The sequence below is a fragment of the Derxia lacustris genome (assembly GCF_002105195.1).
Taxonomy (GTDB): Bacteria; Pseudomonadota; Gammaproteobacteria; order Burkholderiales; family Burkholderiaceae_E; genus Derxia; species Derxia lacustris.
In genome coordinates, this window is the sequence record NZ_MUHU01000021.1 from 1 (window position 1) to 17,175 (window position 17,175).

General features: G+C 63.8%; 11 protein-coding genes, 2 tRNA genes and 3 rRNA genes. 11 read left to right on the forward strand and 5 right to left on the reverse strand.

All coding sequences use genetic code 11. The annotated features are described in order from the left end of the window. Window positions 1–155: 155 nt before the first annotated feature. From B9P64_RS15515 to B9P64_RS24515, 11 genes are all read left to right on the forward strand, one after another. Window positions 156–824, forward strand: a complete 669-nt coding sequence (locus B9P64_RS15515; protein ID WP_328589872.1) for a nucleotidyltransferase family protein — start codon at window positions 156–158, stop codon at window positions 822–824. Window positions 825–1,108: 284 nt separating this feature from the next. Beyond that, the gene (gene glyS / locus B9P64_RS15520; RefSeq protein WP_085316995.1) at window positions 1,109–3,220 is read left to right on the forward strand and encodes a glycine--tRNA ligase subunit beta; all 2,112 of its coding nucleotides are present in this window, start codon (window positions 1,109–1,111) and stop codon (window positions 3,218–3,220) included. Between the two features lie 52 nt (window positions 3,221–3,272). Further along, the gene (locus B9P64_RS15525; protein ID WP_085317003.1) at window positions 3,273–4,475 is read left to right on the forward strand and encodes an efflux RND transporter periplasmic adaptor subunit; all 1,203 of its coding nucleotides are present in this window, start codon (window positions 3,273–3,275) and stop codon (window positions 4,473–4,475) included. 5 nt (window positions 4,476–4,480) lie between these two features. Next, entirely contained in the window at window positions 4,481–5,707 is a 1,227-nt protein-coding gene (locus B9P64_RS15530) for an ABC transporter permease (RefSeq protein WP_085316996.1), read from the forward strand. Beyond that, entirely contained in the window at window positions 5,700–6,419 is a 720-nt protein-coding gene (locus tag B9P64_RS15535; protein WP_217808698.1) for an ABC transporter ATP-binding protein, read from the forward strand. The genes B9P64_RS15530 and B9P64_RS15535 overlap by 8 nt, the downstream gene beginning before the upstream one ends. A gap of 33 nt (window positions 6,420–6,452) precedes the next feature. After that, on the forward strand, window positions 6,453–8,222 hold the full coding sequence (locus B9P64_RS15540) for a PHA/PHB synthase family protein (RefSeq protein WP_085316998.1): 1,770 nt from the start codon (window positions 6,453–6,455) through the stop codon (window positions 8,220–8,222). Between the two features lie 68 nt (window positions 8,223–8,290). Beyond that, complete coding sequence (gene gmhB, locus B9P64_RS15545) at window positions 8,291–8,848, forward strand: D-glycero-beta-D-manno-heptose 1,7-bisphosphate 7-phosphatase (RefSeq protein ID WP_085316999.1); 558 nt, start codon at window positions 8,291–8,293, stop codon at window positions 8,846–8,848. A gap of 8 nt (window positions 8,849–8,856) precedes the next feature. Beyond that, window positions 8,857–9,627 carry a lysophospholipid acyltransferase family protein gene (locus tag B9P64_RS15550; RefSeq protein WP_085317004.1) on the forward strand — a complete coding sequence of 257 codons (771 nt, stop codon included), beginning with the start codon at window positions 8,857–8,859 and terminating at the stop codon, window positions 9,625–9,627. Beyond that, on the forward strand, window positions 9,624–10,481 hold the full coding sequence (locus B9P64_RS15555) for a M48 family metallopeptidase (protein WP_085317000.1): 858 nt from the start codon (window positions 9,624–9,626) through the stop codon (window positions 10,479–10,481). The genes B9P64_RS15550 and B9P64_RS15555 overlap by 4 nt, the downstream gene beginning before the upstream one ends. 9 nt (window positions 10,482–10,490) lie before the next feature. Then, complete coding sequence (gloA, locus tag B9P64_RS15560) at window positions 10,491–10,883, forward strand: lactoylglutathione lyase (RefSeq protein ID WP_085317001.1); 393 nt, start codon at window positions 10,491–10,493, stop codon at window positions 10,881–10,883. 12 nt (window positions 10,884–10,895) lie between these two features. Beyond that, complete coding sequence (locus tag B9P64_RS24515) at window positions 10,896–11,537, forward strand: hypothetical protein (RefSeq protein ID WP_139826338.1); 642 nt, start codon at window positions 10,896–10,898, stop codon at window positions 11,535–11,537. Window positions 11,538–11,629: 92 nt separating this feature from the next. Here B9P64_RS24515 and rrf read toward each other — a convergent pair. From rrf to B9P64_RS15585, 5 genes are all read right to left on the reverse strand, one after another. After that, a 5S ribosomal RNA gene (gene rrf, locus B9P64_RS15565) occupies window positions 11,630–11,741 on the reverse strand. 148 nt (window positions 11,742–11,889) lie between these two features. Beyond that, a 23S ribosomal RNA gene (locus tag B9P64_RS15570) occupies window positions 11,890–14,766 on the reverse strand. A gap of 205 nt (window positions 14,767–14,971) precedes the next feature. Beyond that, window positions 14,972–15,047 (reverse strand) — tRNA-Ala (locus B9P64_RS15575). A 13-nt stretch (window positions 15,048–15,060) separates the two neighbouring features. Beyond that, window positions 15,061–15,137, reverse strand: a tRNA-Ile gene (locus B9P64_RS15580). A 110-nt stretch (window positions 15,138–15,247) separates the two neighbouring features. Continuing rightward, a 16S ribosomal RNA gene (locus tag B9P64_RS15585) occupies window positions 15,248–16,778 on the reverse strand. The 16S, 23S and 5S rRNA genes sit together here with 2 tRNA genes alongside, the layout of an rRNA operon. Between the last annotated feature and the right edge of the window lie 397 nt (window positions 16,779–17,175).

The window sequence follows — 17,175 nt, forward strand, 5'->3', positions numbered from 1 at the left end:
TGCCGGCAGCAACTTGTCGCGCGCGGTGGCGCAGGCCTATGTCGAGTCGCGCGAGAAGCTCGGCTTCCCGATGCTCAAGGGCACGGCGCGCGACAAGCTGCTGCCGGCACCGGCCGAGAAGGCCGCGGCCTGAGCCGCCGGCCCGGATCGCTCGCATGACCGCGCCGACTCCGCCCGCCACGCCCGGCCAGCCGGGCGCCGCAGCCCCGGCCACGCCGCCCGCCACCGGTCCCGAACGCCGCGCCGCCAGCCCGGCGCAGATTGCCGAGCTGGTGGCGCTGGTGCGCGCCGATGCCACGCTGATGCGGGCGCTTGCCGCCGTGCGCGCGCTCGGCCTGCCCGACGCCTGCATCGGCGCCGGCGCGATCCGCAACCGCGTGTGGGACCGGCTGCACGGCTTCGACCAGCCGAGCAGCGCCAAGGCCGACATCGACGTGATCTTCTTCGACGCCGCCGAGACGCGGGTCGAGCGTGACCATGCGCTCGAACATCAGCTCAAGGCCGCCGTGCCCGATCTGGCCTGGGAAGTGGTCAATCAGGCCGGCGTGCATCTGTGGTTCGAGGAAGCCTTCGGCTATGCCGCGCCGCCGCTGCTGTCGCTGGAAGACGGCGTGGCGAGCTGGCCCGAGATCGCCACCTGCGTGGCGGTGCGCCTTGCGGCCGACGACGGCATCGAGGTGATCGCGCCCTTCGGCCTCGACGATCTGTTCGGGCTGGTGTGCCGCCGCAATGCCGCCCGCGTGCGTCCGGGCACCTATCGCGCGCGCCTGCTCACCAAGGGCTGGAAGCGGCGCTGGCCCAGGCTGAACATCGTTCAGGGTTGAACGGTTGACCGGCTTTTCAGACAGAAGACTGTTTTGAAAGCCGATGCAAGAGCGCTACTCCAATAGTTTTATGTTGGAACGAGTCGCGCACCGGGAGCGCGACAACAAGCTCTGACCCGCATGGACAAGCGCTGCAAGCCCCTCGCCGCGCAAGGCCGGAAGTCGTGCGCCATCTGCGCACCGCCCTGCCCGGCGATGCGGGCGGCTGACACGGCCGGCTTACACTCTCGCGCTTTTGCCAATCCGCCTTTTCGCGTCACGCACGGCCCCGCGCCAGAACACTCATGAACGCATCCCTGCTCGTCGAACTCTTCTGCGAAGAACTCCCGCCCAAGGCACTCCAGCGACTCGGCGACGCGTTTGCCGACGGCGTGCGCAGCCAGCTCGTGGCGAAGGGCTTCCTCGAACCGACGAGCGTCGTCACCGCGTTTGCCACGCCGCGCCGGCTGGCGGTGCGCATCACCGACACGCGCGCCAAGTCGCCCGACACGCCCAAGCGCGACAAGCTGCTGCCGGTGAGCATCGCCTTCGATGCCGCCGGCAAGCCGCAGCCGCCGCTGCTGAAAAAGCTGGCCGCGCTCGGCCTGAGCGAAGCCGACATCCCGGCGCTCAAGCGCGAGCCCGACGGCAAGGCCGAGGCGCTGTTCCATGAGCATGTCGCGCCCGGCGTCACGCTCGACAGCGTGCTCGAAGCCGTGGTGCGCGATGCGCTCGCGCGCCTGCCGATCCCCAAGGTGATGAGCTATCAGCTGGCCGACCTGAGCACGGTGCAGTTCGTGCGCCCGGCGCACCGGCTGGTGGCGCTGCACGGCAAGCGCGTGCTGCCGATCAGCGTGCTGGGGCTGGAGTCGGGCAATCGCACGCTCGGCCATCGCTTCCTGGCCAAGCAGCCCGAGGTGCTGATTCCCGACGCCGACCATTACGAGGCCGCGCTGGAGCATGTCGGCCGCGTGGTGGCGTCGTTCGATGGCCGGCGCGCGCGCATCGTGGAGCAGCTGGCGGCCAAGGCCGGCGGCGATGTCGTCATCCAGCCCGACGCGCTGCTCGACGAGGTGAACGGCCTGGTCGAATGGCCGGTGGTGGTCGAAGGCCACTTCGACGAGGTCTTCCTGGAGGTGCCGCAGGAATGCCTGATCCTGACGATGCAGCTGAACCAGAAGTACTTCGCCGTGGCCGATGCGGCCGGCAAGCTGCGCAACCGCTTTCTGCTGGTCAGCAATCTCGAAGCCGAGGACAGCAGCAAGATCGTCGGCGGCAATGAGCGCGTGCTGCGCGCACGCCTCGCCGATGCCAAGTTCTTCTACGACACCGACCGCAAGCAGCCGCTCGCGAGCCGGCTCGATCTGCTCAAGCCGGTCGTCTATCACAACAAGCTGGGCAGCCAGTTCGAGCGCGTGCAGCGCATCGCGTCGCTGGCCAGGTTCATCGCCGGCCGCATCGGTGCCGACGAGGCGCTGGCCCAGCGCGCCGCCACGCTCGCCAAGTGCGATCTGGTCACCGGCATGGTCGGCGAATTCCCCGAGCTGCAAGGCGTGATGGGCGGCTATTACGCGCGCCATGACGGCGAGAACGAACTGGTGGCGCAGGCCATCGACCTGCAATACCGCCCGCGCCTGGATGCGGCGGCGCTGGCGACGGCCGATGGCGGCATCAACACGGTGGCGGCGGCGGTCTATCTGGCCGACCGCATCGAGGCGCTGGTCGGCATCTGGGGCATCGGGCTGCAACCCACGGGCGAGAAGGATCCGTTCGGGCTGCGCCGCGCCGCGCTCGGCGTGATCGACGTGGTCGAGCTGCTCGGCGCCGCCGCCGCCAAGCTGGAGCTGCGCGAGACGATGGCCTGGGTCAAGGCCGAGTTCCCGGCCGGCGCGCTGCCGGCCGACGGCAAGCTGATCGCCGAGATCGAGGACTTCATCTACGAGCGCTATCGCAACCAGCTGGCGCAGGACGGCGACCGCGCGGCGGTGGATGCGGTGCTGGCGCTGCGGCCCAATCTGGCCGAGGCGCGCACCCGGCTCGCGGCGGTGATCGAGTTTCGCGGGCTGGCCGAGGCCGAGGCGCTGGCGGCCGCCAACAAGCGCATCGGCAACATCCTCAAGAAGGCCGAGGGCGCGCCGGTGGAGCTGGACCCGGGCCTGCTGCAGGACCCGGCCGAGATCGCGCTGTACACCGCCATCGCCAAGGCCAAGCCGGCGTCGGACACGCTGTTCAAGCACGGCAATTACGCCGAGGCGCTGAAGGCGCTGGCGCATCTGCGCGGGCCGGTCGATGCCTTCTTCAACGATGTGATGGTGATGGCCGAGAACCCGCAGCTGCGCGCCAACCGCATCGCGCTGCTGCGCTGGCTGCACCAGACGATGAACCGCGTGGCCGATCTCGCACGTCTGGCGGGCTGAGGCGGTGGCCAGCGGGCCGGGTGCCGCTGCTGGCGCCAGCGGCGCGGCGCCGGTGAATGCGCCCCGGCGCGGCTGGCGTCCGGGCGGGAAGCTGGTCGCGGCGGTCGTGCTGATCGCCGGTGCCGGCTGGCTGCTGGCGCGGCCTGCGGCCGTCGCGGTGCATGCGCCGGTGCGGGCCGATGTGGTGCAAACGGTCGTGGCCAGCGGCCGCGTCGTCACGCCGCAGCGCGCCTTCATCGCCGCGCAGGTCACCGGCACCGTGCTCGACGTGCCGGTCGCCGAAGGCCAGCGCGTGAGCGCCGGCCAGCCGCTCGCGCTGCTCGATGCGCGCGATGCCGATGCCGCCCGCGCCGCCGCGCGTGCCGCCCTCGCGCAGGCCGAAGCCCGCGTGCGCGAGCTGCGCGAACTGACCGAACCCGCCGCCGAGCAGCAGCTCGCGCAGGCGCGCGCCAACCGCATCAATGCCGACGCGGCCCTGCGCCGCGCGACCGAACTCGCCGCCAAGGGCTTTGTCGGCGCGGCGCAAACCGATGAAGCCCGCCGCGCGCTCGACGTGGCGCTCGCCGTCGAACGCTCGGCCGCCGCCTCGGTCGGCGCCGCGCGCGACGGTGGCGCCCAGCGCCGCGCCGCCGAGGCCGCCCGCGCCCAGGCCGAGCAGACGCTGCGCCAGAACGAGGCGCGACTCGGCTACACCACGGTCACGGCACCGGTCGATGGCGTGCTGATCGCGCGCGCGGTCGAGCGCGGCAACGTGGCCCAGGCCGGCCAGACGCTGTTCACGCTGGCGCCGGCGCGCGCGCCGCAACTGGTGGTCGACATCGACGAACGCAATCTGGCGCTGCTGGCGCTCGGCCAGGACGCGCTGGCCTCGGCCGACGCGCGCCCGGCCGAGCGCTTTGCGGCGCGCGTCGCCTACATCAATCCCGGCATCGATGCCCAGCGCGCGACGGTGCAGGTCAAGCTCGACATCGCCGAGCCGCCCGCGTGGCTGCGCGAGGACATGACCGTTTCCATCGACATCGCGGTGGCGCGCCGGCCGCAGGCGCTGACGCTGCCGCTCGCCGATCTGCACGATCTGGCCGGCGGCCAGCCCTGGGTGCTGACGCTGGTCGACGGCCAGGCCCGGCGCACGCCGGTGCGCGTGGGCCTGCGCGGCGACCTCCATGCCGAAGTGCTCGACGGCGTCGCGCCAGGCGATGTGGTCATCGCCGGCGCCGAAGCGGTGCAGCCCGGCCAGCGCCTGCGCGCGCGCTGACGCCGATGCGCGACTGGCTGCCCTTCGAATGGATTGCCGCCACGCGCTTTCTGCGCGAGGGCCGGGCGCAAAGCCTGTTCATCGTGGCCGGCGTGGCGATCGGCGTGGCGGTCATCGTGTTCATGTCGGCGCTGCTCAGCGGCTTGCAGCTCAATCTCGTGCGGCGAACGCTCAGCGCGCAGTCGCACATCACGCTGCTGCCGCCGGATGAGATCGCGCGGCCCTTGCGCGACGCCGATCCGGAGCGCGAGCTGGCGCGGGTGCAGCGGCCGCTGCAGCGCGTGCGCTCGATCGACCAGTGGCGCAAGTTGCGCGGCCAGCTCCAGGCGCTGCCGGGCGTGGCGGTGGTCACGCCGGTCGCGGCCGGCTCGGCCTTCGCGCAGCGCGGCGATGCGAGCCGCGCGATCCAGCTCGCCGGCATCGAGCCCGAGACCTATTTCCGCATCGTCGCGCTGCCCGACAAGCTGGTCGCCGGCAGCGCCCGGCTCGATGCCCAGCACATCCTGGTCGGCATCGAGCTGGCCAACGATCTGGGCGTGCGCGTCGGCGACAAGCTGCGCATCGCGGCGGCCAACGGCAACAGCGTCACGCTGACGCTCGGCGGGCTGCTCGACCTCGGCTCCAAGCCGGCCAATCAGCGCAATGCCTATGTGCTGCTGCCGGGCGCGCAATCGCTGCTCAAGCTGGTGGGCGGCGCGTCGAGCCTGGAGATCAATGTGAGCGACCTGTTCGCGGCCGACCGCATCGCGCTCGACATCGCCGGGCGCACCGGCCTCAAGGCCGACAGCTGGATCGGCACCAATGCCCAGTTCTTCAGCGCGCTCAAGGCGCAGACCATTTCCAACACCGTGATCCGGCTGTTCGTGGCGCTGTCGGTGGCCTTTGGGATTGCCAGCGTGCTGGTGGTGTCGGTGGTCCAGCGCTCGAAGGAGATCGGCATCCTGCGCGCGATGGGCGCGTCGCGCGGCCAGGTGCTGCGGGTGTTTCTGCTGCAGGGCGGGCTGCTGGGCCTGGGCGGCTCGGTCGTGGGTTCGGCCATCGGCGCCGGGGCGCTGGCGCTGTGGCACCAGTTCGCGCGCAATGCCGACGGCACGCCGATCTTTGCGCTGGCCATCGAGCCGGCGCTGTTCGGCTCGGCGGCGCTGCTGGCCACGCTGGTCGGGCTGGCGGCGGCCACCACGCCGGCGCTGCGCGCGGCGCGGCTCGATCCGGTGCAGGCGATCCGTGGCTGAGCGCGCTGCTGCCGCTCCCGCTGCCACGCCGGTGCTGCGGCTGGAAGGCGTGCGCAAGGCCTTCAACCTCGGCCAGCCCAATCAGATCGAGGTGCTGCACGGCATCGACTTCACGCTGGCGCGCGGCGAGTTCTGCGCGCTGATGGGGCCGAGCGGCTCGGGCAAGAGCACGCTGCTCAATCTCATCGGCCTGCTCGACCGGCCGACCGGCGGGCGGCTGTTCATCGAGGGCGTCGACACCGGTGCGCTCGACGATGCGGCGCTGACGCGGCTGCGCGGCCGCAGCATCGGCTTCGTGTTCCAGTACCACCACCTCATCGCCGCCTTTAGCGCGCTTGAGAACGTGATGATGCCGGCGCTGCTGGCCCGCGGCCGGCCCGACGCCGCCATGCGCGCCCGCGCCGCCGAGCTGCTCGACCGCGTGGGCCTGGCGCGTCAGCGCGATCAGGCGGTGATGAGCCTGTCGGGCGGCCAGCAGCAGCGCGTGGCGGTGGCACGGGCGCTGGCGATGCGCCCGGCCTTGATCCTGGCCGACGAACCGACGGGCAATCTGGACACAAAATCGGCCGACGATGTCTTTGCGCTGATGCGCGAGGTCAATCGCGCCGACGGCACCAGCTTTCTCGTCGTCACCCACGATCCGCGCCTGGGCCAGCGCTGCGACCGCACCGTGCGCGTGGTCGACGGCGTGCTCGGCGAGGGCGCCGGCTAGCCGCGCCAGAACAATCCCTCCACGGAGCAAGGCATGGACAACCTCCCGACCTTCGATCCCGAACTGGTCAAGAACTTCGACCGCCTGATCCACGCCAACGCCGCCCGACTCACCGGCGGCCTGTCGCCGGCGGCGCTCGGCCTGGCCTGGGCCGACTGGGCCTTCCATCTGGCCACCTCGCCTGGCAAGCAGGCGGCGCTGGTCGCCGAGGCGGCCCGCCGCGCGCTCGGCGCCGTCACGCCGGCCGACGGCACCACCGCCCTGCCCTGGCCGATGAGCCTGCCCGGCAGCCATCGCGGCGGCCCCGGCGAGCCGCCCGCGCTGCCGGCCGAAACCGACCGCCGCTTCTCAGGCGCGCACTGGCAGCAGCCGCCCTACAACCTCATCTACCGCAGCTTCCTGGCCTGGGAGGCGTGGTGGCAGAGCGCGACGCGCGGCCTGCCCGGCGTCGAGCCGCATCACGAGGCGGTCGTGGCCTTCATGGCGCGCCAGGTCACCGACATGTTCTCGCCGTCGAATGCGCTGGCGCTCAATCCCGAGCTGCTGGCCCAGACCGCGCAGCAGTCGGGCCTCAATCTGGCGCGCGGCGCGCAGAACGCGCTCTCCGACGCCTCGGGCGCGGTGCTGGGCCAGCCGGCCGACGACAGCGCGCCGCGCGTGGGCCGCGATCTGGCCGTCACGCCGGGCAAGGTGGTGCTGCGCAATCCGCTGATGGAGCTGATCCAGTACGCGCCAGCCACGCCCGAGGTGCATGCCCAGCCGCTGCTGATCGTGCCGGCCTGGATCATGAAGTACTACATCCTCGACCTGTCGGCGCAGAACTCGCTGGTGCGCTTCCTGGTCGAGCGCGGCCACACCGTGTTCATGATTTCCTGGAAGAACCCGGGCCCCGACGAGCGCGATCGCGGCATGGACGACTACCTCGATCTCGGCGTGTTCGCCGCGCTGGCGGCGGTCGAGGCCATCGTGCCGGGCCAGCCGGTGCATGTGGCCGGCTACTGCCTCGGCGGCACGCTGGCGATGATCGCGGCGGCGCAGATCGCGCGCCACGACGCCCGGCGCCTGGCCTCGCTGACGCTGTTCGCCGCCCAGGCCGATTTCACCGAGGCCGGCGAGCTGACGCTGTTCATCGACGAGGCCCAGGTCGCGCTGCTCGAAGACATGATGTGGGCCCACGGCGGCCTCGACGCGCGCCAGATGGCCGGCGCGTTCCAGATGCTGCGGTCGAACGATCTGATCTGGTCGCGCATGGTGCGCAGCTATCTGCTCGGCGAGCGCGAGCATCCCAATGACCTCATGGCCTGGAATGCCGACGCGACCCGCATGCCCTACCGCATGCATTCCGAATATCTGCGCCAGCTGTTCCTGCACAACGATCTGGCCGAGGGCCGCTATCACGTACGCGGCGAGCCGGTCGCGCTCAACGACCTGCGCTGCCCGCTCTACGTGGTGGGCACCGAGACCGACCATGTGGCGCCCTGGCGCTCGGTCTACAAGCTGCATCTGCTGGCCGACAGCCCGCTGCGCTTCATCCTCACCACCGGCGGCCACAACGCCGGCATCGTCAGCGAACCGGGCCATCCGCGCCGCAGCTACAAGCTGGCCGAACGCCAGTTCGGCGATGCCTACATCGATCCCGATCAATGGCTGTTGCAGGCGCAGAAACGCGAGGGCTCGTGGTGGCTCGACTGGGCCGACTGGCTCGCTGCGCGCTCGGGTGCGCGGGTGGCGCCGCCGGCGCTCGGCGCGCCCGGCCATGCGCCGCTCTGCGACGCGCCCGGGCAGTACGTGCTGGAGCATTGAGCGGCATGCCGGCCGGGCGGCGCGACCGCTGCCCGGATGCGCCAAGTTGCGCTTGGTATCCTTCGGGCATGACCGAACGACTCATCATTCTCGACCGCGACGGCGTCATCAACGAAGACTCCGACGAGTACATCAAGACGCTCGATGAATGGGTGCCGATCCCCGGCAGCCTCGAAGCGATCGGCAAGCTTTCCAGCGCCGGCTGGGAAGTGGTGGTCGCCACCAACCAGTCGGGCGTGGGACGCGGCCTCTACAGCGTCGAGACCATGCATGCGATGCACCGCCGCCTCATCGAGCTGATCGCGCCCTTCGGCGGCCAGCTCGGCGGCGTGTACTACTGCCCGCACACGCCCGATCAGGCCTGCAATTGCCGCAAGCCCAAGGACGGCATGTTCCGCGAGATCGCCGCGCGCTACGGCCGCGACCGGCTCGATGGCGTGCCGATGGTCGGCGACAGCCTGCGCGACCTCCAGGCCGGCGAGCCGCTCGGCTGTCAGCCGTATCTGGTGCTCACTGGCAAGGGCGCCATCACCTTTCTCAAGGGCACGCACGCGGGCAGTCTGCTGCCGCCGGGCACCCGGGTCCGCGTCAGCCTGGCCGCCGTCGCGCAGGAGCTGTGCTCATGAGCCGCTGCATTGCCGCGCTGCGGTCGGCGCTTTACCTGCTGGTGCTGACCGTCACCGTCATTCCCTATGCCATCGCCTGCGCCTTCTTCTTCATCACGCCGCTGAGCTGGCGCTATCGCTTCACGCTCGGCTGGCCGCGCTTTGCGGTATGGGCGGCCAAGGTCATCTGCGGCATCCGCTGGCAGGTGATCGGCGAGCACAACATTCCCGATGAGCCGGTCGTCTATCTCAGCAAGCATCAGTCGGCCTGGGAGACGCTGTTCCTCGTCTGGTGGCTGCCGCGCGAGGTCTGCTTCGTGCTCAAGCGATCGCTGCTGCATGTGCCGTTCTTCGGCTGGGGCCTGGGCATGCTGCGCATGATCAACATCGACCGTTCGAAGGGCGCCGACGCCTTCATGCAGGTGGTGCGGCAAGGCAAGACGCGGCTCGGCGAGGGCCGCTCGGTCGTGCTCTTCCCCGAAGGCACGCGCACGCCAGTGGGCAGCCAGGGCCAGTACAAGACCGGCGGCGCGCGGCTTGCGCGGGCGACCGGCGCGCGCATCGTGCCGATCGCGCTCAACTCGGGCGAACGCTGGGCCCGCAATGCCTTCATCAAGACGCCGGGGCTGGTCACGGTGTCGTTCGGTCCGCCGATCGTCGCCGTCGGGCGCCCGCCCAACATGGTCAACGAGGAAGTGGAAGCCTGGATCGAGGCCGAAATGCGCCGCCTGAGCCCGCAGGTCTATCCGACCTCCACGCCTGCCAGTGCGCCGCCGGCCCAGCCGGCCACGGCCGCATGAACTGGCTGTCCGGCGGCGTGCGCCAGGCCGATCTTTTCGGCGGCCCGCCGCGCGCCCGGCGCCCGGTCGAGGAAGCGCGCTCGCGCAGCCTCGCCTGCGCCGACGGTCCGTTGCAGTACCGCCTGCGCCGCAGCCGGCGCCGCACCATCGGCTTTCGGGTCGACGATTCCGGACTGACCGTGTCGGCGCCCAGCTGGCTCAGCCTGGCCGAGATCGAAACCGCCGTCGCCAGCAAGCTGCCCTGGATTCGGCGCACGCTCGCCAGCTGGACGTCGCGCAGCGCCGCCGCGCCGCACATCGACTGGCGCGCCGGCAGCGTGCTGCCCTGGCTCGGCGGCCAGATCCGCATTGCCCTCGATCCGCGCGAACGCAAACCGCGCCTGCTGCTTGCCGAACCGCCCGCCGCCCCCGCCTGCATGCAACCAGTGGGCCTGCCGCCCGAGACCACGCCCGATCTGCTCGCCCTGCCCCTGCCGCCCGATGCGCCCGCCGAAACCGTGCGCGAAGCCGCGCATGCCTGGCTGCGCAGCGACGCCGAACGCGTATTCGCCGAACGGCTGGCACTGCTGGCACCCCGGCTCGATCTCGCAGTCGGACGCTGGCGACTGTCGTCGGCACGCCGGCGCTGGGGCAGTTGCTCTGCCGATGGCGGCATCCGCCTCAACTGGCGGCTGGTGCTGTTCCCGATGCGCGTGATCGATTACGTGATCGTCCATGAACTTGCGCATCGCCATGAAATGAATCACGGCACCCGTTTCTGGACTCTGGTGGCCACCGTCCAACCCGATTGGCGTCTGGCCGAACAATGGCTCAAGACCGAGGCCCCGAAACTGCTGGGCCGCTCCTTCGACTGAGGAATAGACATGCGCATGCTGCACACCATGCTTCGCGTCGGCGATCTCGATCGCTCGCTTGCCTTCTATACCGGCGTTCTTGGCATGACGCTATTGCGGCGCCAGGACTTTCCGGATGGTCGTTTCACGCTGGCCTTTGTCGGTTACGGCCCGGAGGATTCGAATACCGTCATTGAACTGACGCATAACTGGGACACGCCGTCTTATGAACTCGGTGCCGCCTATGGTCATATTGCGCTTGGCGTCGACGATATTCATTCGACAGCCGAGGCGATTCGGGCAGCTGGCGGAAAAATCGTCCGCGAACCCGGCCCGATGAAGCATGGCACGACCGTGATTGCGTTTATCGAAGATCCGGACGGCTACAAGGTCGAATTGATCGAGCTTGCCAAAACTGCCTGATCGATTGCGCCGATGAACAATCGCGTACGAGAACTGCATGCAAAGCCGCTGGATGCGGAGCAATCGCTGCGGGTGCATCGCGCCATGACCCAGCTTGCAACTCAGCTCGGCGAATTTGTCCGGCAAATCGATGCCATCCAGCCAAGCTCATGTAGAGAACTGACGCTGAACGAGCAGCTTCATTTTGACGCGCTGACGATCAAGAATCTATTTCTCGAAGAGCGCCGAAAACCAAACGATGCAGTGGATTCATCATTGGCAGGCGTGCGCCCTTTCGATCATTTATTGCTTGGCTATCGATATGAAGGAAATAAGACCCTCACCGTAGAGCGCACTCTTTTGCCGGAAATAGATCGCTTGGAACGCCTACTCCATTCAAATCGAATCGGTTTTGATCTGGATTTGGCACGAAATGAACGGCAGCAGGTCACTCGCGGCCGATTTCGGATATTCAGCAGCATTGGCGCTGGAATCCGCGTCATTCCGGATGCCGCACGAGGTCGTATCCGCTTCACGCTTCAAAATGTCGATCGCTTTGGCATATACGAAGTGATCGTCGAAGCGGGATCAATCAACGCCCCGTTAATTGAGGAGTTGGCCTGTTGCATTTTAGGATTTGGGGATGGTTTCAGAAGGTATTCGCTGAGGTTCTGAATAGGTGGGGAAGGAGAGAGATAAATGAGAGGAGAAGAGATGGCAAAGCAAAAGGGGCGACTCAGAGTTGAGTCGCCCCTTTCAGAGGAGGAGCCTGACGATGACCTACTTTCACACGGGAACCGCACTATCATCGGCGCGGAGGCGTTTCACTGTCCTGTTCGGGATGGGAAGGAGTGGGACCACCTCGCTATGGTCGTCAGGCATAACTTGTCGATTTCTTGTTAAGTACGGTCAAGAGACGAGCACTCGATCAAGAAATCCAATTTAGAAGAAGCAATTGCTACAGAGTTGGGGAGTGATCGCATTGTTAGCGACATTCTGATCGACCATTGGCATACACCAAGGTTATAGGGTCAAGCCTCACGAGCAATTAGTACTGGTTAGCTTAATGCATTACTGCACTTCCACACCCAGCCTATCAACGTCCTGGTCTCGAACGGCTCTTCAGGGAGATCAAGTCTCCAGGGAAGTCTCATCTTCAGGCAAGTTTCCCGCTTAGATGCTTTCAGCGGTTATCTCTTCCGAACTTAGCTACCCGGCGATGCCACTGGCGTGACAACCGGTACACCAGAGGTTCGTCCACTCCGGTCCTCTCGTACTAGGAGCAGCCCCCGTCAAACTTCCAACGCCCACGGCAGATAGGGACCAAACTGTCTCACGACGTTTTAAACCCAGCTCACGTACCACTTTAAATGGCGAACAGCCATACCCTTGGGACCGGCTACAGCCCCAGGATGTGATGAGCCGACATCGAGGTGCCAAACACCGCCGTCGATATGAACTCTTGGGCGGTATCAGCCTGTTATCCCCAGAGTACCTTTTATCCGTTGAGCGATGGCCCTTCCATTCAGAACCACCGGATCACTAGGTCCTGCTTTCGCACCTGCTCGACTTGTCGGTCTCGCAGTTAAGCACGCTTATGCCCTTGCACTATTAGCACGATGTCCGACCGTGCCTAGCGTACCTTCGAACTCCTCCGTTACCCTTTAGGAGGAGACCGCCCCAGTCAAACTGCCTACCATGCACTGTCCCCGACCCGGATAACGGGCCAAGGTTAGAACCTCAAACAAACCAGGGTGGTATTTCAAGGATGGCTCCACGAGAGCTAGCGCCCCCGCTTCAAAGCCTCCCACCTATCCTACACAGATCGGTTCAAAGTCCAATGCAAAGCTACAGTAAAGGTTCATGGGGTCTTTCCGTCTAGCCGCGGGGAGATTGCATCATCACAAACATTTCAACTTCGCTGAGTCTCGGGAGGAGACAGTGTGGCCATCGTTACGCCATTCGTGCAGGTCGGAACTTACCCGACAAGGAATTTCGCTACCTTAGGACCGTTATAGTTACGGCCGCCGTTTACCGGGGCTTCGATCAAGAGCTTGCACCCCATCACTTAACCTTCCGGCACCGGGCAGGCGTCACACCCTATACGTCCACTTTCGTGTTTGCAGAGTGCTGTGTTTTTATTAAACAGTCGCAGCCACCTATTCACTGCGGCCCTGTTTGGCTCCGTTTGTACAACTTCACCTACTGAGGGCGTACCTTATCCCGAAGTTACGGTACAAATTTGCCGAGTTCCTTCTCCCGAGTTCTCTCAAGCGCCTGAGAATACTCATCACACCCACCTGTGTCGGTTTGCGGTACGGTCCCGTCAAGCTGAAGCTTAGTGGCTTTTCTTGGAAGCTTGGTATTACTCACTTCGTGAACAATGTTCACTCGTTATCACGCCTCATCTAAGCCGCCCGGATTTGCCTAAGCAGCACGACTACACGCTTGAACCAACTATTCCAACAGTTGGCTGAGCTAACCTTCTCCGTCCCCACATCGCACTTGACGGCGGTTCCGGAATATTAACCGGATTCCCATCAGCTACGGCTCTCGCCCTCGCCTTAGGGGCCGACTCACCCTACGCCGATGAACGTTGCGTAGGAAACCTTGGGTTTACGGCGAGCGGGCTTTTCACCCGCTTTATCGCTACTCATGTCAGCATTCGCACTTCCGATACCTCCAGCATCCTTTACAAGACACCTTCACAGGCCTACGGAACGCTCTCCTACCATCACATTTCTGTGATCCGCAGCTTCGGTGACTGGCTTAGCCCCGTTACATCTTCCGCGCAGGACGACTCGATCAGTGAGCTATTACGCTTTCTTTAAAGGGTGGCTGCTTCTAAGCCAACCTCCTGACTGTTTTAGCCTTCCCACTTCGTTTCCCACTTAGCCAATCTTTGGGACCTTAGCTGGCGGTCTGGGTTGTTTCCCTCTTGACGTCGGACGTTAGCACCCGGCGTCTGTCTCCCGCGCTCATACTTCCAGGTATTCGGAGTTTGCTATGGCGAAGTAACTCGCAATGAGCCCTCCAACCATTACAGTGCTCTACCCCCTGGAGCAATACGCGAGGCACTACCTAAATAGTTTTCGGAGAGAACCAGCTATTTCCGGATTTGTTTAGCCTTTCACCCCTATCCACAGCTCATCCCCTAGTTTTTCAACACTAGTGGGTTCGGGCCTCCAGTGAGTGTTACCTCACCTTCACCCTGGCCATGGATAGATCATCCGGTTTCGGGTCTACACCCAGCGACTGAACGCCCTATTAAGACTCGGTTTCCCTGCGCCTTCCCTATACGGTTAAGCTTGCCACTGAATGTAAGTCGCTGACCCATTATACAAAAGGTACGCCGTCACCCCTTGCGAGGCTCCGACTGTTTGTATGCATGCGGTTTCAGGATCTATTTCACTCCCCTCCCGGGGTTCTTTTCGCCTTTCCCTCACGGTACTGGTTCACTATCGGTCGATTACGAGTATTTAGCCTTGGAGGATGGTCCCCCCATCTTCAGACAGGATTTCACGTGTCCCGCCCTACTTGTCGCAAACTTAGTTCCACAATGGTGTTTTCGCATACGGGGCTATCACCCACTATCGCCGGACTTTCCAGACCGTTTTGCTAACACCACTGTTAAATCTTGCAGGCTGATCCGATTTCGCTCGCCACTACTTTCGGAATCTCGGTTGATTTCTTTTCCTCTGGCTACTTAGATGTTTCAGTTCACCAGGTTCGCCTCACATGCCTATGTATTCAGCATGAGATACCCTTGCGGGTGGGTTTCCCCATTCGGACATCTCCGGATCAAAGCTTATTTGCCAGCTCCCCGAAGCTTTTCGCAGGCTATCGCGTCCTTCATCGCCTGTAATCGCCAAGGCATCCACCACATGCACTTATTCACTTGACCCTATAACCTTGGAGAATCTTTACGATTCCAATGCTATAGGTTGAGCAAAATGCTGCTGCCAGTATTTCTGGCTGATGCAATCACAACCCATGAATCAGCAATTTCTTGCTGATTTCTGTATTTGCTTCTTCTAAATTGTTAAAGAACAAAAGCCTAATGGCATTGCGATAGTGACTTTCGCTATCGCAATGCGTCTGAAGAGTTTTGGTGGAGGTGAACGGGATCGAACCGATGACCCCCTGCTTGCAAAGCAGGTGCTCTCCCAGCTGAGCTACACCCCCAGTTGGATAATGTTGGTGGGTCTGGTTGGATTCGAACCAACGACCCCCGCCTTATCAAGACGGTGCTCTAACCGACTGAGCTACAGACCCTCCTTATCAAACACAGGAGTCCTGCGCACCTAGTCTTTCCAGGTGCACCCTTCAGACAGACTTTTCTAACAGCCGATAAGAGTGGGCGTTTATTGAGTGAGATACTCTAGAAAGGAGGTGATCCAGCCGCACCTTCCGATACGGCTACCTTGTTACGACTTCACCCCAGTCATGAATCCTACCGTGGTAATCGCCCTCCTTACGGTTAGGCTAACTACTTCTGGTAAAACCCACTCCCATGGTGTGACGGGCGGTGTGTACAAGACCCGGGAACGTATTCACCGCGACATGCTGATCCGCGATTACTAGCGATTCCGACTTCATGCAGTCGAGTTGCAGACTACAATCCGGACTACGATCGGTTTTATGAGATTAGCTCCCCCTCGCGGGTTGGCAACCCTCTGTACCGACCATTGTATGACGTGTGAAGCCCTACGCATAAGGGCCATGAGGACTTGACGTCATCCCCACCTTCCTCCGGTTTGTCACCGGCAGTCTCATTAGAGTGCCCTTTCGTAGCAACTAATGACAAGGGTTGCGCTCGTTGCGGGACTTAACCCAACATCTCACGACACGAGCTGACGACAGCCATGCAGCACCTGTGTCCCGGCTCCCTTTCGGGCACTCCCACCTTTCAGCAGGATTCCGAGCATGTCAAGCGTAGGTAAGGTTTTTCGCGTTGCATCGAATTAATCCACATCATCCACCGCTTGTGCGGGTCCCCGTCAATTCCTTTGAGTTTTAATCTTGCGACCGTACTCCCCAGGCGGTCTACTTCACGCGTTAGCTGCGTTACCAATCAGTAACCTGACCGACAACTAGTAGACATCGTTTAGGGCGTGGACTACCAGGGTATCTAATCCTGTTTGCTCCCCACGCTTTCGTGCATGAGCGTCAGTGTTATCCCAGGGGGCTGCCTTCGCCATCGGTGTTCCTCCACATCTCTACGCATTTCACTGCTACACGTGGAATTCCACCCCCCTCTGACACACTCAAGCCTTGTAGTTTCAAATGCAGTTCCCAGGTTAAGCCCGGGGATTTCACATCTGACTTGCAAAACCGCCTGCGCACGCTTTACGCCCAGTAATTCCGATTAACGCTTGCACCCTACGTATTACCGCGGCTGCTGGCACGTAGTTAGCCGGTGCTTATTCTGCGAGTACCGTCATTAGCGTCAGGTATTAACCAACGCCGTTTCGTTCTCGCCAAAAGTGCTTTACAACCCGAAGGCCTTCTTCACACACGCGGCATGGCTGGATCAGGGTTTCCCCCATTGTCCAAAATTCCCCACTGCTGCCTCCCGTAGGAGTCTGGGCCGTGTCTCAGTCCCAGTGTGGCTGGTCGTCCTCTCAGACCAGCTACGGATCGTCGCCTTGGTAGGCCTTTACCCCACCAACTAGCTAATCCGACATCGGCCGCTCCAATAGCGCGAGGTCTTGCGATCCCCCGCTTTCCACCTTGGTGCGTATGCGGTATTAGCTATCCTTTCGGATAGTTATCCCCCACTATTGGGCACGTTCCGATGCATTACTCACCCGTTCGCCACTCGCCACCAGGGTTGCCCCCGTGCTGCCGTTCGACTTGCATGTGTAAGGCATGCCGCCAGCGTTCAATCTGAGCCAGGATCAAACTCTTCAGTTTAATCATGCTTATTGCCCTTACTTTCGTAAGGTCGCGACTCAACGAAATTTCAGGTTTTCACCTTACTTTTTTGTGAGCCTTTATTGCTTTGAGCACACTGCGCGCCTCGCGGCATGCAGCCCCATCACAACAAACGCCCACACTTATCGGCTGTTAACTTGTTAAAGAGCGATACTGCAATCTACCTACAACTTGCTTCGCCTTGCTTGGCGCCGCGTCGTCATCAGCAGAGAGGCGAGATTATGCACTGCTTTTTTCTCACCGTCAACTGTTTTTGAACTTTTTTATTTCGCTGCCATCTCGGCAAACCTTGCGGCCCTGCTTCCTCAGCAGCGAAATCATCGTTCAGCAACAGCTGAGCCATCGACTATAACCAGAACATCGCTAGTTGGCAAGC